General features: G+C 72.6%; 15 protein-coding genes. 9 read left to right on the top strand and 6 right to left on the bottom strand.

What is annotated here, in order from left to right; translation table 11 throughout:
• Window positions 1-182: 182 nt before the first annotated feature.
• Complete coding sequence (locus tag M2302_RS00790) at window positions 183-2,141, bottom strand: penicillin-binding transpeptidase domain-containing protein (RefSeq protein WP_280836033.1); 1,959 nt, start codon at window positions 2,139-2,141, stop codon at window positions 183-185.
• Window positions 2,142-2,428: 287 nt separating this feature from the next.
• Here M2302_RS00790 and M2302_RS00795 point away from each other — a divergent pair, with 287 nt between their 5' ends.
• A complete protein-coding gene (locus M2302_RS00795; protein ID WP_280836034.1) occupies window positions 2,429-7,477 on the top strand; it encodes an NAD-glutamate dehydrogenase in 5,049 nt (1,682 codons plus the stop codon).
• Window positions 7,478-7,533: 56 nt separating this feature from the next.
• On the opposite strand, the gene M2302_RS00800 is transcribed toward M2302_RS00795, so the two are convergent.
• Window positions 7,534-8,244: a class F sortase gene (locus M2302_RS00800; protein ID WP_280836035.1), complete on the bottom strand. Its 711-nt coding sequence runs from the start codon at window positions 8,242-8,244 to the stop codon at window positions 7,534-7,536.
• A complete protein-coding gene (locus M2302_RS00805; RefSeq protein WP_280836036.1) occupies window positions 8,231-9,466 on the bottom strand; it encodes a hypothetical protein in 1,236 nt (411 codons plus the stop codon). Before M2302_RS00805 ends, M2302_RS00800 begins: the two co-directional genes overlap by 14 nt.
• Window positions 9,467-10,003: 537 nt before the next feature.
• On the opposite strand from M2302_RS00805, the gene M2302_RS00810 reads away from it, so the two are divergent.
• Complete coding sequence (locus M2302_RS00810) at window positions 10,004-11,782, top strand: glycoside hydrolase family 6 protein (RefSeq protein WP_280836037.1); 1,779 nt, start codon at window positions 10,004-10,006, stop codon at window positions 11,780-11,782.
• 153 nt (window positions 11,783-11,935) lie between these two features.
• Here the strand turns inward: M2302_RS00810 and M2302_RS00815 are convergent, their stop codons facing one another.
• The 3 genes from M2302_RS00815 to M2302_RS00825 all read right to left on the bottom strand — a co-directional run bounded on the left by M2302_RS00815 (window position 11,936) and on the right by M2302_RS00825 (window position 14,048).
• Entirely contained in the window at window positions 11,936-12,322 is a 387-nt protein-coding gene (locus M2302_RS00815) for a hypothetical protein (protein ID WP_280836038.1), read from the bottom strand.
• Window positions 12,323-12,460: 138 nt separating this feature from the next.
• Window positions 12,461-13,444, bottom strand: coding sequence for a hypothetical protein (locus M2302_RS00820; protein WP_280836039.1), 984 nt, complete (start codon window positions 13,442-13,444; stop codon window positions 12,461-12,463).
• A 10-nt stretch (window positions 13,445-13,454) separates the two neighbouring features.
• Complete coding sequence (locus tag M2302_RS00825; protein WP_280836040.1) at window positions 13,455-14,048, bottom strand: hypothetical protein; 594 nt, start codon at window positions 14,046-14,048, stop codon at window positions 13,455-13,457.
• Between M2302_RS00825 and M2302_RS00830 the strand changes: the two genes are divergently transcribed.
• From M2302_RS00830 to M2302_RS00860, 7 genes are all read left to right on the top strand, one after another.
• Entirely contained in the window at window positions 14,038-14,403 is a 366-nt protein-coding gene (locus tag M2302_RS00830; protein ID WP_280836041.1) for a hypothetical protein, read from the top strand. The genes M2302_RS00825 and M2302_RS00830 overlap by 11 nt on opposite strands.
• Window positions 14,404-14,641: 238 nt before the next feature.
• Window positions 14,642-16,996 (top strand): nitrate- and nitrite sensing domain-containing protein, encoded by a 2,355-nt coding sequence (locus M2302_RS00835; protein WP_280836042.1) that lies wholly within the window; start codon window positions 14,642-14,644, stop codon window positions 16,994-16,996.
• On the top strand, window positions 16,996-17,418 hold the full coding sequence (locus tag M2302_RS00840) for a roadblock/LC7 domain-containing protein (protein WP_280836043.1): 423 nt from the start codon (window positions 16,996-16,998) through the stop codon (window positions 17,416-17,418). The genes M2302_RS00835 and M2302_RS00840 overlap by 1 nt, the downstream gene beginning before the upstream one ends.
• Window positions 17,408-17,794: a DUF742 domain-containing protein gene (locus M2302_RS00845; protein ID WP_280836044.1), complete on the top strand. Its 387-nt coding sequence runs from the start codon at window positions 17,408-17,410 to the stop codon at window positions 17,792-17,794. Before M2302_RS00840 ends, M2302_RS00845 begins: the two co-directional genes overlap by 11 nt.
• Complete coding sequence (locus tag M2302_RS00850) at window positions 17,775-18,377, top strand: ATP/GTP-binding protein (RefSeq protein ID WP_210778768.1); 603 nt, start codon at window positions 17,775-17,777, stop codon at window positions 18,375-18,377. Before M2302_RS00845 ends, M2302_RS00850 begins: the two co-directional genes overlap by 20 nt.
• A gap of 145 nt (window positions 18,378-18,522) precedes the next feature.
• Window positions 18,523-19,554: a lactonase family protein gene (locus M2302_RS00855; RefSeq protein ID WP_280836045.1), complete on the top strand. Its 1,032-nt coding sequence runs from the start codon at window positions 18,523-18,525 to the stop codon at window positions 19,552-19,554.
• A gap of 164 nt (window positions 19,555-19,718) precedes the next feature.
• On the top strand, window positions 19,719-21,458 hold the full coding sequence (locus M2302_RS00860) for a substrate-binding and VWA domain-containing protein (protein ID WP_280836046.1): 1,740 nt from the start codon (window positions 19,719-19,721) through the stop codon (window positions 21,456-21,458).
• Window positions 21,459-21,502: the final 44 nt, after the last annotated feature.

Consider the following 21,502-nt stretch of genomic DNA (forward strand, 5'->3'; position numbering starts at 1 on the left):
GCGCGCCGGCTCGCCTGTGCGTGATCGACTCCGTTTGCGGCGTGTTGCGGTATCAGGGCTGACGGACACCGCGACTCGCCGCAAACGGGTGTCGATCAACACGCGCGCGGCCGGTGAGGCTGCGACGCCGAGCGCCGCGTGCCCGGCGTCGGGTGCCGGGAGGCTGGGAGGCTGGGTGCGGGTCAGCGGAGGGCGCGGAGGAAGCGCTCGCTGATCGGGACCGCGCTGGCCGTGCTCGACCCGCCCTGCTCGACGAAGACCGCGAACGCGACGTCGCCCTGCCAGCCGACGAACCAGGCGTGGGTGTGCGCCGGGTTGTTGTCGTACTCGGCGGTGCCGGTCTTGCCGTACACCGGGCCGCCGGGGACGTCGGCCAGCGCCTTCGCCGTACCGGCGGTGACCACCTCGCGCATCATCGCCTTCAGCGGCTCCACCGACTCGGCCTTGAGCTGCGGGCCGGGCTCCGCCGGCTTGGCCGGGGCCGGGTCGAGCACCAGTCTCGGCTGCTCCCAGCGGCCGCGGGCGACCGCGGCGGTGGCCCCGGCCATGGCCAGCGGGCTGACCACGGTGGTGCCCTGGCCGATCGCGGCGGCGGCCTGCTCGACCGGCGAGCCGTTGGCCGAGACCTTGCCGGTGAAGGCGTCCGTGCCGAGGTCCCAGCTGCCCTCCAGACCGAGGGTACGGCCGGTGACGGCCAGCCCGTCGGGGCCGAGCTTCGGCGCCAGGGACGTGAAGGCGGTGTTGCAGGACCTGGCGAAGTCGGTGCGGAACGGCACCTTGCCGAGGACGAAGTCGTCGGAGTTCTTGAAGGGTCGTCCGTCCACGGTGAACGTCTTCGGGCAGTCCACGACGGAGTCGGCGCCGACCGCGCCGCGGTCCAGCAGGCCGAGGGCGCTGACCACCTTGAAGGTGGAGCCCGGCGGCACCTGGGCGGTGAAGGCCAGGTTCTCCCCGGCCGCGCCCGGCCCGTTGGCCGCGGCGAGCACCGCGCCGTCGCTGATCCGTACCGCCACCAGCGCCGAGCGGCGCTTCTCGCCGCGCAGCGCGGCGTCGGCGGCGTTCTGAATGGCCACGTCGAGGGTGGTCTTCAGCGGCTGGCCGGGCTGCGGCTCGTGCCGGAAGACCTCGGTCGGCTCCGGGGTGCCGTCGGGGCCGGCCGGCCCCTGGACGAGCACGGTGAGCCCGGGAGTGCCGCGCAGGCGGTCGTCGTAGCGGCCCTGGAGGCCGCCGTGCCCGACCAGGTCGCCCTTGGCGTACCGGTCGGGGTGGGCGGCCAGGTCGTCGGCCTGCGCCTCGTCGACGGAGCCGAGCAGCGCTCGGGCGAACTCCCGGGTGGGGGCCAGGTCCCGCTTCTCGGTGGGGAACCGGGTGCCGGGCAGGTCGTAGATGCGCGATCGGATCTGCCGGTACGCCTCGTCCCGCAGCGTCACCACCTCGACGAACGCGCCCGGATCCGCCTCGCTGAGCCGTTTCGGCAGGTCGGAGAGGTCGACCGGGGGATTCAGCGCCGGCCGGATCGCCTTGAACGCCGCGTCGAGCTGCCTGACCAGCGCCTTCGCGTCGGTCACCTCGCTGGGCTGCACGCCGACCCGGACCACCTGCCGGGGCGCCACGATCGGCTGCCCGGCGGCGTCCAGCACCCCGGCCCGGGGGCTGGCGGTCCGGCGTACCGTCAACCGGTCGCCCTCGCCGAGCTGCTCCTGCACCAGCTGCGGCTCCCAGATCACCTGCCACTGGTCGTCCCGGCCCTGGCGCAGCCGCACCGGCCGGTCGTACGCCCAGGTGGTCTTTCCCGGCAGTGCCCACTCCACCCGGACCTTGGCGGTGGCGATGTCCTTGGTGACCTCGGCGTCGCCGGAGCGGCGCAGGGTGGGCGGGGTGGCGGCCAGCTCGCCGGAGAGTTCCTTGATCTCCTTGGCGACCTCGGTGGCCGGCAGCCGGGCGCCGGTCGGGTCGATGAACCCGACCGCGCCGAGGTCGCCGGAGCGCCAGCCGGCCAGGAAGGCGTCGACGGTCCGCTCCGGTCCGTCACCATCCGAACACCCGGTGAGCGCGCCGGCCGCCAGCACGGTGGCGGTCAGCGCCGCGAGGGCCGGCCGGAGGCGCGTACGGGGACGGCGGAGCGGGTACGACACGGGCATGGAGCGGTACCTCCGGATCTCGGACTGCCCTGCACGCTAGTACGACCGTGCTCCCCGTACCGCCCCGGGCGTGGCCGCACGCTGCGTGAAGACCCGACGGCGGTGTGATGAACATCGCGAGTCGGGGTACTCCGCAGCCGGCCGACCACGCATCTGCAACGGGTGAAAGGACAGAGTCCCGAACCGGACGTCCGGCCGGTGGTCCGCCGACGAACGGACAGAGTGGCAGGGCCTAGGCTGGGCGGCAGAGTGACCCACAACGCGGTGGGTCGAGGGGAGTGGCACCGATGGACCGGCGTCCGGCGATCAAACCGGGACCCGACCTCCGGCAGGCTGACACCGGCCGGGACGACAGCTTCGATTCGGCGACCGACGGGGACGGCTTCGGCCGACTCGACACAGGAGTTACCGGGATGACCGGTTCGAGTATCGACACCCTCTACGAACTGGGGCTTCCTTCCGAAGCGCTCGGTGACGACGTGGAGGACGCGGAGCTCGACGAGCCGGTACCCAACGCGGAGCGCCTGGTCGCCCAGGCGGTGGCGCTGGCCGGCGACGACCACGACGCGGCCACCCTGGTGGGCCGTTTCTGGCGGTTCGCGCCGGACGAGGAACTGATCGGATTCACCGCCGAGGAGATGCTCGACGCCGCCCGGGCGCACCGGGACCTGGCCCAGCAGCGAGTGCCGGGCGAGCTGAAACTGCGCATCCACGAGCCGGACGCCGAGCAGCACCACACGGTCATCGAGATCGTCACCGACGACATGCCGTTCCTGGTCGACTCGGTGACCGCGCTGCTCAACTCCCACCACCTCGACGTGCACCTGCTGGTGCACCCGCTGGTCGTGGTGCGGCGGGAGCCGCTCGGCCGGCTGACCGAGGTCTCCGCCGACGTCGAGCCGGACGACGCGATCGCCGGCGACCTGGTCGAGAGCTGGATGCGGATCGAGATCGACCCGGTCCGCGACGCGGGGGAGCGGGAGAAGCTGCGCCGCGAGTTGCAGCGGGTGCTCACCGACGTGCGCGAGGCGGTGGAGGACTGGCCGAAGATGCGGCAGCGCGCCCTGGCGCTGGCCGACGAACTGGCCTCGGCCCGGACCTCCGACAACCGTCCGCCCGTGCCTGAGAAGGACATCACCGACTCGGTGGAGCTGCTGCGCTGGCTGGCTCACGACCACTTCACCTTCCTCGGCTACCGGGAGTACCGGCTGGTCGACAGCGACGGCGGCGACGGACCGGCGCTGGAGGCGGTGCTCGGCACCGGGCTGGGCATCCTGCGGTCGGACTCGCCGGAGGCCCGGGCGCTGTCGTCGATGACGCCCGAGGCGCACGAGAAGGTGATGGAGAAGCGCCTGCTGATCATCACCAAGGCGAACTCCCGGGCGACCGTGCACCGCTCGGCCTACCTGGACTACATCGGGTTCAAGATCTTCAACGAGGCCGGCGAGGTGGTCGGGGAGCGGCGGTTCCTCGGCCTGTTCTCCACCGCCGCGTACCGGACCAGCGTCCGTGAGCTGCCGGTGGTCCGGCGCAAGGTCGCCGAGGTGCTGGACCGCTCCGGCCTGAGCCAGCGCAGCCACTCCGGCAAGGACCTGCTCCAGATCCTGGAGACCTACCCGCGCGACGAGCTGTTCCAGATCAAGACCGACGACCTGTACCACGCCGTGATCGGCGTGCTGCGGATGGCCGGTCGCCGGCAGCTGCGGGTCTTCCTGCGCCGGGACGCGTACGGGCGGTTCATCTCCTGCCTGATCTACCTGCCCCGGGACCGGTTCACCACCCAGAACCGGCTGCGCATGCAGGACATCCTGCTGCACGAGCTGAACGGCGTCGGGGTGGACTACACCACCCGGGTGACCGAGTCGATGCTGGCCCGGGTGCACTTCATCGTCCGGACCGACCCGACCAACCCGCCCGGCGAGGTCGACGCCGACCTGCTCGCCGAGGAGCTGGCCGACGCCACCCGGCTCTGGGACGACGACTACCGGCTGGTGCTGGAGCGTAAGCTCGGCGACGAGCAGGCCAAGCACCTGTTCAGCCGGTACGCCGACGCCTTCCCGGAGGGCTACAAGGACGGCCACACGCCGTACGAGGCGATGAAGGACCTCGCCAAGCTGGAGCTGCTGGAGGAGCCCGGCCAGCTGGAGATGCACCTGTTCCGCAAGCAGCTCGCCCCGCGCGGGGCCGGCGCGGACGCCGACGACGCCATGGACGTCCGCTTCAAGGTCTACCGGTACGGCGAGCCGATGATGCTCTCCGCCGTGCTGCCGGTGCTGCACTCGCTGGGCGTCGCGGTGGTCGACGAGCACCCGTACGAGGTGGACCGGGTCGACGGCCGGGTCTTCCTGTACGACTTCGGCCTGCGCCTGCCCGAAAGGCACCAGGAGCTGGCCGAGGTGCGTCCGCACGTGGAGAACGCCTTCGCCGCCGCCTGGCGGGGCGAGGCCGAGGTGGACGGCTTCAACGAGCTGGTCCTGCGCGGCGGTCTCACCTGGCGGCAGGTGGTGGTGCTGCGGGCGTACGCGAAGTACATGCGCCAGGCCGGCACCGTCTTCTCCCAGGACTACATGGAGCAGACCTTCATCGCGTACCCGAAGATCGCCGCCCTGCTGGTGGAGCTCTTCGAGACGCGTTTCGCCCCGGGCTCGGCGAGCATGGAGGAGCGCCGGCAGCGCGGCGACGAGCTGGTCGGCGCCATCAGCGCGGCCCTGGACGACGTGGCCAGCCTGGACCAGGACCGGATCCTGCGGGCGTACCTGACGCTGATCCAGGCCACCCTGCGGACGAGCTTCTACCAGAAGCCGGTCGGCGGGCGGCCCAAGTCGTACGTGGCGTTCAAGCTGGACCCGCAGGCCATCCCGGACCTGCCGGCCCCGCGGCCGAAGTTCGAGATCTTCGTGTACTCGCCCCGGTTCGAGGGCGTGCACCTGCGGTTCGGGCCGGTGGCCCGGGGTGGGTTGCGCTGGTCCGACCGGCGGGAGGACTTCCGCACCGAGGTGCTCGGCCTGGTCAAGGCGCAGATGGTGAAGAACGCCGTGATCGTGCCGGTGGGCGCCAAGGGCGGCTTCGTGCTCAAGCAGAAGCCGGGGGACCGCGACGAGGCGGTCGCCTGCTACAAGGAGTTCGTCGGCGCGATGCTCGACGTCACCGACAACATCGTCGGCGGCGAGATCGTGCCGCCGACCGACGTGGTCCGGCACGACGTCGACGACCCGTACCTGGTGGTGGCGGCGGACAAGGGCACCGCCACGTTCTCCGACATCGCCAACGAGATCTCGGCGGCGCACCAGTTCTGGCTGGGCGACGCGTTCGCCTCCGGCGGCTCCGCCGGCTACGACCACAAGAAGATGGGCATCACCGCCCGGGGCGCGTGGGAGTCGGTCAAGCGGCACTTCCGCGAGCTGGGCCACGACACCCAGACCCAGGACTTCACCGTGGTCGGCGTCGGCGACATGTCCGGTGACGTGTTCGGCAACGGGATGCTGCTCTCGGAGCACATCCGGCTGGTGGCCGCCTTCGACCACCGGCACATCTTCCTGGACCCGGACCCGGACGCGGCCACCTCGTACGCCGAGCGGAAGCGGCTGTTCGAGCTGCCCCGGTCGTCGTGGGAGGACTACGACCGGAAGCTGATCTCGGAGGGCGGCGGGATCTTCCCGCGTACCGCCAAGTCGATCCCGATCACGCCGCAGGTCCGGGCGGTGCTCGACCTCGACGAGGGCACGACCCAGCTCAGCCCGCAGGAGCTGATGAAGGCGATCCTCACCGCGCCGGTCGACCTGTTCTGGAACGGCGGCATCGGCACCTACGTGAAGGCGTCGACGCAGACCAACGCGGAGGTGGGCGACAAGTCCAACGACGCGATCCGGGTGGACGGCAAGAGCATGCGCTGCCGGGTGGTCGGTGAGGGTGGCAACCTGGGCTGGACCCAGCTCGGCCGGATCGAGTACGCCCTGGCGGGCGGACGGATCTACACCGACTTCATCGACAACGCGGCCGGGGTGGACTGCTCCGACCACGAGGTGAACATCAAGATCCTGCTCAACACGGCGGTCGCCGACGGCGCGCTGGACGTGCCCGCGCGGGACGAGCTGCTCGCCCAGATGACCGACGAGGTCGCCGAGCTGGTGCTGCGGGACAACTACGACCAGGCGCGGGCGATCAACAACTCCCAGGCCCAGGCCGCGTCGCTGCTCCCGGTGCACCGGCGGATGATCAACGAGCTGGAGCGGTCCGGTCAGCTCGACCGGGCTCTGGAGGCGTTGCCGCCGGACGAGGAACTGGCGGTCCGCACCGAGTCCGGGCTGACCGCGCCGGAGTTCGCGGTGCTGCTCGCGTACGTCAAGATCGTGCTCGAGCGGGAGATCCTGGCCGAGGGGCTGGCCGACGAGGAGTGGACGACCGAGGTCCTGGTCAACTACTTCCCGACGCCGATGCGCGAGCGCTTCGCCGACCGGATGGCCCAGCACCGGCTGCGCCGCGACATCGTCACCACGGTGCTGGTCAACGAGGCGGTCAACCGGGGCGGCATCTCGTTCATCTTCCGGGTCGTCGAGGAGACGGCCGCGTCGCCGGCGGACGTGATCCGGGCGTACGTGGTGGTCCGCGAGGTCTTCGGGCTGCGCGAGCTCTGGGACGCCGTCGAGGCGCTGGACAACAAGGTCTCCCCGGAGCTGCAGACCAGCGTCTACCTGGACACCCGTCGGCTGCTCGACCGCGCGGTGCGCTGGCTGGTCACCAACCGGCGCTCGCCGATCGACGTGCCGGCCGAGATCACCCGGCTCCGCGACGGGGTGGCCCGGCTCCTGCCCGACCTGGAGGAGCGCTTCTACGGCAGCGAGCGGGAGTCGCTGGCGGCGCACATCGACTCGATGACCGAGCGGGGTCTGCCGCGGGACCTGGCCGAGCAGGCGACCCGGCTGATGTACAGCTTCGGCCTGCTGGATGTGGTGGAGACGGCCACCTCCAGCGGGCGGGACGTGGGCGAGGTGGCCTCGGTCTACTTCGTCCTGTCCGACCTGTTCCGGGTGGACTCCCTGCTGTCGAAGATCTCCCTGCTGCCGCGGGAGGACCGCTGGCAGACGCTGGCTCGAATGGCGCTGCGCTACGACCTGTACGCCGCGCTGGCCGCGCTCACCGCGGAGGTTCTCGGCTCGACCCCGGACAACCTGCCCTCGAACGAGCGGGTGCTCCAGTGGGAGCAGTCGAACGCCACCTCGATCCACCGTGCCCGCCGGGCGATGGGGGAGTTCGACGAGTCGAGGGCCGACCTGGCCGCCCTGTCGGTGCTGCTGCGCCAGATCCGCACCCTGGTGCGGACCTCCGCCGCCGCCTGACGAGTACGCCGACGCGCCTCCGGCGGGACTCAGGTCCCACCGGAGGCGCGTCGCGTTCACGCGGTCATCGTGGCGAAGACGACGATGTTGTCGGGGTAGCTGCCGGTGGCCTGGTTGAACTCGCCGCCGCAGGTCACCACCCGCAGGGCGGGCTTGTCGTTCGGGCCGTACACCAGCTCGGTGGGAAAGGACACCTTCGGGTACGACCGGACCTCGTCGACGGCGAAGGTGGCCTTGACCCCGTCGGCGCGGGTGACGGTGACGGTGTCACCCGGCTGGAGGGCGCCGAGTTCGAAGAAGACGGCGGGGCCGAGCTTCGCCGAGTCGACGTGCCCGACGATCACCGCGTTGCCGACCTCGCCCGGGCTGGGCCCGGGGGAGTACCAGCCGGCGCGCTGGGCCTGGTCCAGCGGGGGGACCTGGACGGTGCCGTCCGGGTTGGTGCCCAACGTCATGATCTCGGCGTCGACCCCGATGCGCGGGATCGAGATGGTGCTGGCGGCGGCTCGGGACAACGCGGCGGGGGGTACGTCCACCGCCTCGACCGGGCCTTCGCCGGCTACGACGTCCGGCTCCGCGGCGGGGGTCTGCGGGGCGGACTGGGCCCGCGGCTGCGGGGGACGGGGCGGGGGCTCGGTCCGCAGCGACGCGCCGATCATGCCGGAGCCAACCATGGCCAGCAGGACGACGACGGCGGCGCCGGCGGCGCGCCACGGTCTCCCGTGACGGCCGCCGGCCCGTGTCGCCGTCTGGTCAGACGAGGCCATCGGCCCGACGCCGACGCATCAGCACGATGCCACCCAGGGCGGCCGCGCCGATCATGCCCGCCCCGCCCAGGGCCATGCCGCGGTCGGTGCTGGTGCTGGTCATGCCACCGTCACCACCGTCGACGCCACCGCGCGGGAGGACCACCAGCTTGCCCTCGCCGCACGAGCCCTTGAGCTCGTACTTGCCCGGACGGGCGTCCTTGGAGACCTCGGCCTCGCCGTAGTAGACGAAGTCCTTCTTGTGCTCCCAGCGGTCCTTGTCCTCGCCGTAGCCCGAGTGGTCGTCCCGGCCGTGGTCGTCCCGGCCGTGGTCGTCCCGTCCGTTCTCGTCGTGGCCGTTCTTCCAGTCGCCCTTGTCGCCGTGCTCGTCGGACTTCTCGTCGTGGCCGTTGCGGTCCCGGCCTTCTTCCTGGCCGTACCCGTCGTGGCCCTTCTTGTCGTCGTCCTTCTTGCCGTGGTCGTCCTTCTTGCCGTCGTCCTTCTTGCCGTGCTCGTCGTTCTTGCCGTGCTCGTCGTTCTTGCCGTGCTCGTCGTTCTTGCCGTCGTCCTTCTTGTCGTGCTCGTCGCGGCCCTCCTCGTGGTTCTTGGCGTCGCGGTCCGGCCCGTTGTCGGCGGCGAAGCCGCCGCCCGCACCGTTGGCCGGGGGCTGGCCGCCCTCGTTCGACCACTGGCCCTTGCCGTCCTCGCCCTTGCCGTGGTCGTCCTTCTTGCCGTCGTCCTTCTTGCCGTGGTCGTCCTTCTTGCCGTGCTCGTCGCCGCGGCCCTCTTCGCCCTTGCCGTGGTCGTCCTTCTTGCCGTGGTCGTCCTTCTTGCCGTCGTCCTTCTTGCCGTGGTCGTCCTTCTTGCCGTGCTCGTCGCGGCGCTCGTCGTCCTTGCCGTGCTCCCAGTCGCCCCTGTCCTTGTCCTTGTCCTTCCAGTCCCCGTGCTCGCCGCCGCGGTCCTCGCCCCGGTCGTCATGCCGGTCCTTGTCCACCGGCTTCAGCTCCACCTTGCCGGTGACCTTGGACCAGACGAAAGCGTGCTCCTGCCGCTCCGGGCAGATCTCGAGGAGCTTGACCTTGTCGCCGGCCTTCACGACGTGCGGCTTGGCGATGACCTTGCCGTCGCGGTCCTTGCCGTCGTGCTGGTTGTCCGCGAACGCGATCCCCGGCGCGAACACCAGGAGGGACGCGCCACCGAGGGCGGCACCCGCTACGACCTTCCCGAGCATCTTCTTTGCCATGACCTGCGTCACTCCATCCCTGTTGTCCTGAGCCCGACGACAGTCGAGCTACGACCGACGTTAGACCGTTTCGCGACTTATGCGGGGAAAGATTCGTGTTTAAGAGTTTGTACGCAGTAAGGGCGATAGGGGTGCTAGATGGCTTCTGTCCGCCCGGCGGCTCGGTGTCGACCTGGCGGGCGCTCTGGGCCTGCCTGCGGCGGAAAGGGCGTACGTCCGGGTCACCGATGCCTCCCGTGTGCGGGGGTTGCGGCAGACATCGAGGCATTGCCATGGAAGCGCTCCCATGCAAGAATCGCTGCACGCGGTTCGGGGAGCCACACCGCGCAGGCAGACGTCGAGGGCAACCGGTCCGACCGGACGGCGTCGTCGCTGGACCGGTCCGCGTGACCGGTCGACGTCACCACCACCACGCCCGTCCGGGTCGACCCCCGAGATATCCCCGTTGGCGCCGAGGACCGTCCCCGCAGGGACGTCCAGCCGGGCCATTCCGCCGGGCCGTACGCGGATCCGGTCTCGCCCAAGGAGTTCAGTGGCATGAATCTGTGGAGAAACCTGTCCGGCCGGCGCCGGGCGATCGCGCTAGCCGGTGCGAGCGCCCTGGTCGCGGGCGGGATGGTGGCCATCCCGGTCACCGCGGCGCGGGCCGCGACCCAGTGCAGCGTCGACTACACCACCAACGACTGGCCGGGCGGGTTCACCGCCACCGTCGTCATCAGGAACCTCGGTGACCCGGTCAGCTCCTGGAACCTCGGCTTCACCTTCCCGAACAGCAGCCAGAAGGTGCAGCAGGGCTGGTCGGCGAAGTGGTCGCAGACGGGCCAGAACGTCACGGCCACGAATGAGTCCTACAACGGCTCGCTCGCCTCCGGCGCCAGCACCAGCATCGGGTTCAACGGCGCCTGGAGCGGCAGCAACCCCAAGCCGACCTCGTTCACCTTGAACGGGACGGTCTGCAACGGCGGCAACCCGACGCCGACACCGACCAACCCGACCCCCACGCCCACCGACCCGACCCCCACGCCCACCAACCCGACCCCGACACCGACCACGCCGGGCCAGAAGGTGGACAACCCGTACGTCGGGGCCAAGGGGTACGTGAACCCGGAGTGGAAGGCGAAGGCGGATGCCGAGCCCGGTGGCAGCCGGGTGTCGAACAACCCGACCGCCGTCTGGCTGGACCGGATCGCCGCCATCAACGGCACCACCGGCAGCAGCTCCAACGGCGCGATGGGCGTACGTGACCACCTGGACAAGGCCCTGGCCCAGGGCGCCGGCTACATCCAGTTCGTCATCTACAACCTGCCCGGCCGGGACTGCGCGGCGCTCGCCTCCAACGGTGAGCTGGGTCCGGAGGAACTGCCCCGGTACAAGGCCGAGTACATCGACCCGATCGCGGCCATCCAGGGCGACCCGAAGTACGCCAGCCTGCGCATCGTCAACATCATCGAGATCGACTCGCTGCCGAACCTGGTCACCAACACGTCCGGCAACCCGGGCGGCACGGCCATGTGCGACACGGTCAAGGCCAACGGCGCGTACGTCAACGGTGTCGGGTACGCCCTGGCCAAGCTGGGCGCCATCGGCAACGTCTACAACTACATCGACGCCGCCCACCACGGCTGGATCGGCTGGGACAGCAACCTCGGCCCGACCGCGACCCAGCTCCACCAGGCCGCCACCGCCTCCGGCAGCACGGTGAAGAACGTGCACGGCTTCATCGTCAACACCGCGAACTACTCGGCGCTGCGTGAGCCGTACATCAAGATCACCGATACGGTGAACGGGCAGACCGTCCGCCAATCCAAGTGGATCGACTGGAACCAGTACGTCGACGAGCTGTCGTTCGCCCAGGCGTTCCGCAGCAAGCTGGTCTCCGTCGGCTTCGACGCCAACATCGGCATGCTGATCGACACCTCCCGCAACGGCTGGGGCGGCACCGCCCGGCCCACCGGCCCGGGCGCGACGACCAGCGTGGACACCTACGTCAACGGTGGTCGCATCGACCGCCGCATCCACGCCGGCAACTGGTGCAACCAGGCCGGGGCGGGCCTCGGCGAGCGGCCCAGGGCCACGCCGGAGCCGGGCATCGACGCGTACGTCTGGGTCAAGCCCCCGGGCGAGTCGGACGGCTCCAGCAGCCTGATCCCGAACAACGAGGGCAAGGGCTTCGACCGGATGTGCGACCCGACCTACACCGGCAACGCCCGCAACGGCAACAGCCTCAGCGGCGCCCTGCCGAACGCGCCGATCTCCGGCGCCTGGTTCTCCGCGCAGTTCCAGGAACTCATGAAGAACGCCTACCCGGCGCTCTGAGCACCGGGCGGACGGCCCACCCGCCGCGGCGGGAGTGAGGCACTGCCGCGGCGGGTTCCCCACGGGCCCCTGGCCCGACCGGATCGACCGGTTGGGCCAGGGGCCCCCGCCGTACCCGCCGGTCGGGCCCGCGGGCTCGCTGCGGCGTGCCGGTCAGGGGACGGTCCGCTCGATCGCGGCCCGGCCGTGTTCGGCCAGGTCGCGGCGGGCCCGCTCGAGGTTCGCCGGCGTCATGTCCTGCCCCCGGGCCATCACCAGGTCCTCCGGCTCCCAGGGCTGCTCGGCCCCGGTGCGGATGTTGTCCCCGCCGGCCCCCGTGCCGGTCCCGGTGGCGCCGGTGCCGGCCGCGTACGGGTCGCCGAGCAGGTCCTCGGTCGGCACGCCGCCGCCCGCGCCGCCACCGGGCTCGGTGAAGGACGGGTTGTCCCGGTCGGCGCCACCCCCGGTGGCCAACTGCGGCACGGTGGTCTCGTCCTCGACCGCGGCGGCCACCTCCGGGCTCTCCTCCAGCGGTCGGCGGTTCGGGTCACGATCCGTCATGGTGCTGACCTCCTGTCCCGGGCGCGTCCCTGATCTCGCGTACCCCGCTGGGACCGGCCCATGCCGACGGAGGTCACGCCTTCCGGTACGCACGCGAACGCCCCGGCCGCTGGTACGGCCGGGGCGCCCGGTTTGTGGTCAGCGTCCGAGGACCCGGTCCAGGAAGTCGCGGTACTGGCGCACGGCCACCCGCAGCTGCTCGGTGTCCGCCGAGCCGGCCGTCTGCCAGCCGCCGAGCTTCTCCTTCTGCGTGGCGAGCGCCTCCGAGAGGGCCTGGATCGCCTCCTCGACCAGCGACTGGGCCTCGCCGACCGCCGCGCGGGGGTCGTCCACGAAGCGGAGCTGCACCTCCCGCCAGCGGTCCCGGAAGGCCTGCGCCGCGTCCGCCTCGAAGAGCGTCGCCGCGTGCGTGGGGACGTTCGCTCCGGACGGCCGGGCCGCCTCGGCCACCCCGGCCGCTCCGGCGGCACCGGTCGCGCCGACGCCGGCCGCGGCCGCCGCCGCGCCACCCTCCGGCGCCTCGGCGTCCGGGTCGACCATGGTCGGCTCGGCGCTGCCGTACCCGGCCGCGCCCTCCGCCGACGCGTCGCCGTCCGGGCGTACCCCGCCGGGGGTGTGCTCGGCCTCCCACCGCTGCCGGTCGTGGATCCGGTCCGCGGCGGTCGGGTCGGCCCGCTCGTCGTCGAACGGCTCGGTCCGCCCGGGCGCGCCGTCACCCGGCGCCACGGTGTCCTCGCCCCGGGCGTCCCGCTCGTCCTCGGGACGGCCGCTGGCCAGCGCCGACGCGGCGACCGCGTCGCCTACGGAGGCCGCGCCGAAGGTGGTCGGCAGCGGGGCCGGCTCGTGGAACTCCGGCCGTCCGTCGCCGTCGGCGTCGCCGCGGTCGAGGTCACGCACGTCGTACGGGCGGGTGTCGTCGGGGTCGTCGGCGCGCCGGTCGGCGGCCACCCGCGGGTCGTCGAAGGTGCCCCGGTCGTCCAGCACGTCGTCGGGGATGTCGGCCCGGCCGTCCCGGTCGTCCCGCGGAGTCCGGGTTGCGGCGTCCGGAGGGGGGACCGGCACCGGGGCGGAGCGGACCGCCTCCGGGTGGTCGGTGCTGTCCTGCTGCTCTTCCTGGCGCATCGTCGGCTCCTCAGTGGCTGGTGACGTCGTGCGGGCTGTCCGGGCGGCGCTGCTCCGGCGGCCGGTGCCCGACCGGCTCCTCGCCGAGCAGGTCGGCGAAGAGGGCGCGGTAGTCCACGACGGCCTGGCGGAGTTCCTCGGTGCTGGCCTCACCGCGCTCGTTGCGCATTCGGATCTCGTGCGCGTCCCGGTAGTGGGTGAGGGTGCGGGCGTGGTCGACGGAGAGATGGGCGATCTGGTCCGAGAAGTCCCCGGTGGGGTAGCCCCGCTCGGCGATCAGCCGGCTGACCAGCTCGTCGGCGTCGCCGACGGTCTCGCCGGGGGAGTCGACGAAGCGGACCTGGAGCTCCTCCCAGGCGGCGGCGTACCGGGCCCGGGACCCGGGGTCCAGCGGGGTGAGTTCGAGCTCCGCGTGCCGGCGTTCCCGGTCGCGCAGCTCCCGTTCGGCGGCGCCGCGGCTGCCCTGCTCCGCGACGACCCGGTCGTACTCCGGGCCGAAGCGGCGCCTGAGCGCGCGCCGCCGGCTGGCGACGACGGCCGCGGCGACCAGCGCCACGACCACCAGCACGACGAGAACCACAACGATTACCTGCGTGGGCGACATGGCTCCTCCTTCGCCACCTGGTATTCCCTCCGCGCGCTGGCCGCCAATCCCGATCCCGCGCACTTTCCTGGCCGATTCCCCCACCCGAGCATGGTCAGGCCCACCGGGTGAGCCGTCCCAAAAACTTGACCTGTTCCAGAAGAAGCGCCTGGGCGGGGTGATGCCGGTCCACTCCGACGCCGGACGGGCCGGGCTGCACGTCACGGTCGGGCCTGATCGAGCGGCAGAACAACGACTCCCAGGCCGGCACTACTCCGAGATGGCCGACCGGGAGCGGGGCGATCTGATCCTCGACCTGGTCGACAACCTGGCTCAGCGGGTCGCCGAGGGACTCGGCATCTCAATCAACGACTGACCGTTCCGCTCGGCACGCGACGCTCCGCCGATCCACCGCCGGGAAGTCCGTCGTCCGGGGGCGAGTGTCCTCCGGGGACGGTCCACACCGGATTGGTAGTGACGGGCGAGACGGACGGTAGTGCTACGGCGCGGGATTACGTATCCTGCCCAAGGCGCCCGAGCCGGTGCCCGGCGCGGCCGGGACGCTGCCCGGCCGGTGCCGGCGCCACCGCTGCCACCCCTTCGGGCGAGGACTCATGGACACCCGCGACTGGCCGATCCGCGCCAAGCTGACCGCCCTGGTCGTCACCCCGGTGGCCGCCCTGCTCGCGCTCTGGATCTTCGCCACCACGCTGACCTTCGGCCCGGCGTTGGATCTGCTCTCCGCGCGGACCCTCCTGTACGACCTGGGCCGCCCCGGCGAGGTGGTGGTCACCGAGCTGCAACGCGAACGCCGGCTCTCGGTGGTGCAGCTCGCCGGCCCGGCGGCCCTGCCGGCCCTGGCCGACCAGCGCCGCCGCACCGACGCGGCGATCGCCGAGCTGCGGGACCGGGTCGGCGGGGACAAGCTGCGCGACGCGGCCGGCGAACTGCTCGACGCCCGGCTCGACAAGCTGGTCGCCGCGCTCGACGCCCTGCCGGCCGGGCGGGGCTTCATCGACCGCCGGCAGGTGGACCGGGCCGGCGCCGTCGGGCTCTACAGCGGCATGATCTCCTTCGCCTTCCAGACCTTCTCGGCGATGGCCGCCCTACCCGACCCGGAGCTCAACCGGGAGGCGCTGGCGCTCACCGCGCTCGGCCGGTCCCGCGACCTGCTCGGTCAGGCCGACGCGCTGGTGGCCGGCGCGCTCGCCGGTGGGCGGTTCTCCGACGGCGAGCACCTGCTCCTGACCCAGACCATCGGCAACGAGCGGTTCCTGGTCGACACGGCCGTGGCCGACCTGCCGCCGGAGGCCCGCAGCGCCTACCAGCGGCTGACCGAGGACCGGGCCTTCGTCCAGCTGCGCACGCTCCAGGAGGGGCTGCTGCGGGCGGATCCGGCCGCCCCTCCGCCGGTCGACGCCCGCAGTTGGCAGACCAGCCACGACGCCGTCCAGCAGGCGCTGCGCGACTTCGAGCTGAGCCAGGCCGACGGGCTGGCCGAGCGGTCCGTGCCGGTGGCCGTCGGCATCCTGGTCCGGCTCGCCGTCGCCGGGCTGCTCGGCCTGGCCGCGATCGTGGTGTCGCTGCTGGTCGCGGTCCGGGTCGGGCGGACGCTGGCCCGCCGGCTGACCGGCGTGCGCAGCGCCGCGCTGGAGATGGCCGAGCAGCGGCTGCCCGACGTGGTGGCCCGGCTGCGCCGGGGCGAGCAGGTGGACGTGGCCCGGGAGGCGCCGCCGCTGGAGTACGGTGCCGACGAGATCGGCGACGTCGGGCGCGCCTTCAACGAGGTCCGGCGGACCGCCGTCCGGGCGGCCGTCGACGAGGTCACCCTGCGCCGCGGCCTCAACGAGGTGTTCCTGAACATCGCCCGGCGCAGCCAGGGCCTGGTGCACCGCCAGCTGGCGCTGCTCGACCGGATGGAACGGCGTACCGAGGACCCGGACGAGCTGGCCGAGCTGTTCCGGGTCGACCACCTGGCCACCCGACTGCGCCGGCACGCCGAGGACCTGGTCATCCTGGCCGGCGCGGCCCCCGGGCGGGGCTGGCGGCAGCCGGTGGCCGTGCTGGACGTGGTGCGCGGCGCGGTCTCCGAGGTCGAGGCGTACGACCGGGTGGACATCGGGGCGGTGCAGCCGGCCGGGGTGGTCGGCCGGGCCGTCGCGGACGTCATCCACCTGCTCGCCGAGCTGATCGAGAACGCCACCGCCTACTCCCCTCCGGAGACCCGGGTCGAGGTCTCCGGCCAGCAGGTGCCCCGGGGCTACGTCGTGGAGATCACCGACCACGGCCTGGGCATGACCCCGCAGGCGGTGGAGAACGCCAACCGCCGGCTCGCCCGGCCGCCCGAGTTCGACCCGGCCGACAGTGCCCGGCTCGGCCTGTTCGTGGTGTCCCGGCTCGCCGCCCGGCACGGCGTCCGGGTCACCCTGCGCTCCGAGGCTCCCGGCGGGGTGACCGCCGTGGTCCTCGTCCCGTCCGACCTGGTCACCGAGGAGCCGCCGGCCGCGCCGGTGAACACCGGGCGGTCGGCCTCGGTGGTCACCCGGCTGGCCACCCTGCCCCGGCCCCGCGCCGGCCGCGCCTTGCGGGACCGGGCCGAGCAGACCGTGCTGCCGTTCGCCCCGGCCCGCAGTTCCTCGGTGGAGGCCGCCCCCGACGGCGACGGCCTGCCCCGCCGGGTCCGTCGGCGCGGGCCGGTCGCCCGCCCCCGCCCGCAGGTCGCCGAGGCCCCGGCCGCCCGCTCCCCGGAGGAGGTACGCCGGCAGATGTCCGCGCTCCAGGCCGGCACCGCCCGGGGCCGGCGCGACGGCGCGGTCCGCTCCGTGCCGCCGGGGCGACCCGACGGCGCCGTACCCGCCCCGACCGGCGGCCGTACCGAGGGGCGGGGCGGCGATCCCGCGCCGTCCCCGCCGCCGGGTGCGACGGCGGCGACCCCCGATTCCCCGACCGCGACTGAGAGGGACGCCTAGTGGTGGACACGACGAGGCAGAACGTCGACCTCGGCTGGTTGCTCGACGAGCTGGTCGACCGGGTACCGGCCGCCCGGGAGGCCGTGGTGCTCTCCGCCGACGGGCTGATGCTCGGCGCCTCCGCCGAGCTGGACCGCGCCGACGCCGAGCACCTTTGCGCCCTGGCCTCCGGCTTCTCCAGCCTGGCCAAGGGCGCCAGCCGGCACCTCGCTGGCGGCGGGGTGCGGCAGACCGTGGTGGAGATGGAGTCCGCGTACCTGTTCGTGACAGCCGCCGGGCGGGGCGCCTGCCTGGCGGTGGTCTGCGCGGCCGACGCGGACATCGGCCTGGTGGCGTACGAGATGGCGATGCTGGTCATCCGGGTCGGCGAGAACCTGACCGCGCCCGCCCGCGCGACGGTGGGGGCCGTCGATGTGGGCTGAGCCGCCGGGCGCCCAGCACGAGTGGCTGGACGCGGCGGCCGGCCCGGTGGTTCGTCCGTACACCCTCACCGGCGGCCGGGTGCGCCCGGCCGTCGACGGCTTCGACCTGGTCGCGTTCGTGCTGGCCGGCGCGGGCGCGGACCCGGCCGGCCAGCCGGGCCTCCAGCCGGAGCACCGGCGCCTGGTCGAGCTGGCCCGGCGTCCCGTCGCGGTGGCGGACCTCGCCGCCGACCTGGACCTCGCGGTGGGCGTGGTCCGGGTCCTCCTCGGTGACCTGCTCGCCCGGGGCCTGGTCTCGGTGCACGAGCCCCCGGCCGCCGGTCTTCCCGACAACGACATCCTCAAGGCGGTGGTCAGTGGACTACGTGCGCTCTGACCGGGACTCCTCCGGGCCCCGGTTGCCGCTGGCTCTCAAGATCCTGATCGCCGGGGGGTTCGGCGCGGGCAAGACGACGTTGGTCAGCGCGCTGAGCGAGGTCCGCCCGTTGCAGACCGAGGAGGTGCTGACCGGGGCCGGCATCGGCACCGACGACCTCTCCGGGGTGGAGGCGAAGTCGACCACCACCGTGGCGATGGACTTCGGCCGGATCACGATCAACGAGGACCTCCAGGTCTACCTCTTCGGCACGCCCGGGCAGGACCGCTTCTGGTTCCTCTGGGACGAGCTGGCCTTCGGTGCGCTCGGCGCGGTGGTGCTGGCCGACACCCGGCGTCTGGCCGACTGCTTCCCGTCGATCGACTACTTCGAGCAGCGGGGCATCCCGTTCGTGGTCGGGGTGAACTGCTTCGACGGCTCCCGCCGGTTCGGCATCGAGGCGGTACGCCAGGCGCTGGACATCGACCCGGACGTGCCGGTGGTGCTCTGCGACGCCCGGGACCGGCAGTCCGCCAAGCTGGTGCTGATCTCGCTGGTCGAGCACGTCGCCCGGCAGCGGGGTGAACCGGTCCCGGTCTCCTGACTTGGCGGGCGGCGGGGCCCGGGCGGTGGCGCCCGGAGTCCCCGCCGTCGGCGTTCGGAGGAAATTCCGGAAAACAGGGCTAACGCCCGGGTCGACCGGGAAGCCTCTGGTGGGAGCGACGGCAGGATCGGCGGAGGGTGCACCGGTGACGAACACGATCGTCCACATCGGCGGCTACACGGCGGCGAGCGGCGGGCGGGGGGACGGCATCATCGCCGCCCGCCGGGATCCCGAATCGGGGGAACTCACCCCGCTCGGCACCGTCGCGGTGACCGATTCGCCCTCCTTCCTCGTCCGGCATCCCGCCCTGCCCGTCCTCTACGCGGTGAACGAGCTGCCGGCGGGGCAGGTCAGCGCCTTCCGGGTGGGCGGCGACGGCGAGCTGACCCCGTTGGGCGTCCGGCCGACCGGCGGGGCCGACCCCTGCCACCTGGCGGTCGCGCCCGACGGGCGGCACCTCTTCGTGGCCAACTACGGCGGCGGGAGCGTGGCGGTCTTCCCGCTGGACGCCGACGGCGCGCCCGCCGAGCACAGCGACCTGGTGGTGCACCAGGGGCACGGCCTCGACCCGGAGCGCCAGGAGCAGGCGCACTGCCACATGGTCTCCCCGGACCCGGGGGCCGGGCCGCTGCTCGCCGTCGACCTGGGCACCGACTCGATCTACCGGTACGACCTGGACGCCGGCCCGGGCCGGCTGGTGTCCCGCGAGCCCCGGATCCGTACCGCGGCCGGCGCCGGGCCCCGGCACCTCGCCCGGCACCCCGACGGGCGGCGCTGCTGGGTGGCCGGCGAGCTGGACGCGACGGTCACCGCGTACGAGTCGACCCCGGACGGGGCGTTGCACCAGCGGGGACGGGTGGACGCCAGCGGGCGGACCGGGCACGTCCAGCCCTCCGAGATCGCGGTGGGGCCGGACGGGCGTTTCCTCTACGTCGGCAACCGGGGCGTGGGCACGATCTCGGTCTTCGCGCTGGACGCGGAGCTGCCCCGGCTGGTCGCCGAGGTCGACACCGGGGGCGAGTGGCCCCGGCACTTCGTGCTGACCGGGCCCCACCTCTACGTGGCGGACGAGCGGGCCGACATGGTCCGGGTGTTCCGGGTCGACCCCGGCTCGGGTGCGCCCGAGCCGCTCGGCGAACCGGTGCCGGTGCCGAGCCCGACCTGTGTCCTGCCCTGAGCGGCGCTGTCCGGTGTGGATCGTGGCAACGGCGCGAGATTGACTGATTACTCACTGTGCCAAAAGAGCGATCAACTGTATCTCCTGCGTAACTTTCAGCCGAACGGTTATGGCACTATCCGAACGAGATACGCAAGATGGTCAGCGTGTCTGGCCGCCATCGCATGCGTTCAAGTATCCGTGGAGCAGGAGCCGCTGCGGCGGCGACTGCGCTCGTCGTCGTGGTCGGGGGTACCTGGTTCGGTTACCAGCAGCTGGCCGGACCCTCCTGCTCCGGTGAGATCCAGCTGTCGGTGGCAGCCGCTCCCGAACTCGCCCCGGCGGTGCAGAAGGCCTCGGCGCAGTGGGTCGAGGACGGCGCGGCCGTGAGCGGCACCTGCATCGCGGTGAACGTGAGTGCCTCCGAGCCGGTGGACGTGGCGGCCGCGGTCGCCAGCAAGCACGGCGCCACCCTCGCGGGTGTCGGCCAGGCCAGCGGCACGGTGGCCACGCCCGACGTCTGGATCCCGGACTCCTCGACCTGGCTGCTGCGGCTGAAGAACAACGGCGCCACCGCCTTCGCGCCGGGCAACGGCGCCTCCGTCGCCCGCAGCCCGGTGGTGGTGGCGATGCCGGAGCCGGTGGCCTCCCGCTTCGGCTGGCCGGACAAGAAGCTCGGCTGGACCGACCTGCTCAAGGCGGTCAGCACCGGCAAGGGCCTGCGCGCCGGGATCGTCGAGCCGACGCAGGACGCCGCCGGCCTCTCCGGCCTGCTCTCCCTGACCGCCGCGGCGAGCGCCTCCGGCGGCGACACCGCGAAGGCGACCACCGGGGCGCTGCGGGCGCTGGCCACCGGCCGTTCCGCGCTGCGGCAGGACCTGCTCGCCCGCTTCCCGCGCTCCAACGACCCGACGTCAATCGCCAGCGGGCTCGGCGCCGCCGCGCTCTCCGAGGAAGACGTCATGGCGTACAACAGCACCAAGCCGCCGATCCCGCTGGCCGCGCTCTACCTGGAGCCGGCGCCGATGCCGCTGGACTACCCGTTCGCGGTGCTGCCGGGCATCGAGCCGGCCAAGCAGTCGGCCGCCAGGGTGCTCTTCGAGCTGCTCACCACGCAGGGTTTCAAGAACCGGCTGGCCGCCCAGTCGCTGCGGGCGCCGGACGGTAACTGGGGTGACGGTTTCAAGGCGCCGCAGGGGGCGCCCAGCCCGGCCGGTGGTCCGGCGACCGCCCCGCCGGCGGGTGTCGGCGCGGTGGGTGGCCTGGACCCCTTCGCGATAGACCGTGCGGTCTCCGGCTGGTCCATCGCCACCCAGTCCGGTCGGATGCTCGCCGTCGTCGACGTCTCCGGCTCGATGAAGGCGAAGGTGCCCTCCGCGGGCGGCGCCACCCGGGAGCAGGTCACCGTGTCGGCGGCGAGCCGTGGCCTGAACCTGTTCGACGACTCCTGGTCGATCGGCCTCTGGACCTTCTCCACCGAGCTGGTGGGCTCGCGGGACTGGCGCGAGCTGGTGCCGATCAACCCGCTCTCCACCAACCGCAGCCGGCTGGAGCAGAGCCTCGCCGGGATCCGCCCGTCCAGCGGCAACACCGGTCTGTACGACACCGTGCTGGAGGCGTACAAGACGGTGCAGAAGGACTGGCAGCCGGGCCGGGTGAACTCGATCGTGCTCTTCACCGACGGCAAGAACGACGACAAGAACGGCATCTCGCAGGCGTCGCTGATCAGCCAGCTCAAGCAGCTCAACGATCCGGAGCGCCCGGTGCAGGTGGTCGTCATCGGCATCGGCAACGAGGTCTCCAAGACCGAGCTCCAGTCGATCACCAACGTCACCGGCGGCGGCACCTTCGTCACCGAGGACCCGAGCAAGATCGGTGACATCTTCCTGAAGGCGATCGCGCTGCGCCCGAACGCGCCGCGCTGAGTCCTCAGACAGTGCGGAGAACCGCCGCGCCGGAGGTTTCCGGT

The organism is Micromonospora sp. A200 (assembly GCF_029893845.1).
Classification (GTDB): domain Bacteria; phylum Actinomycetota; class Actinomycetes; order Mycobacteriales; family Micromonosporaceae; genus Micromonospora; species Micromonospora purpureochromogenes.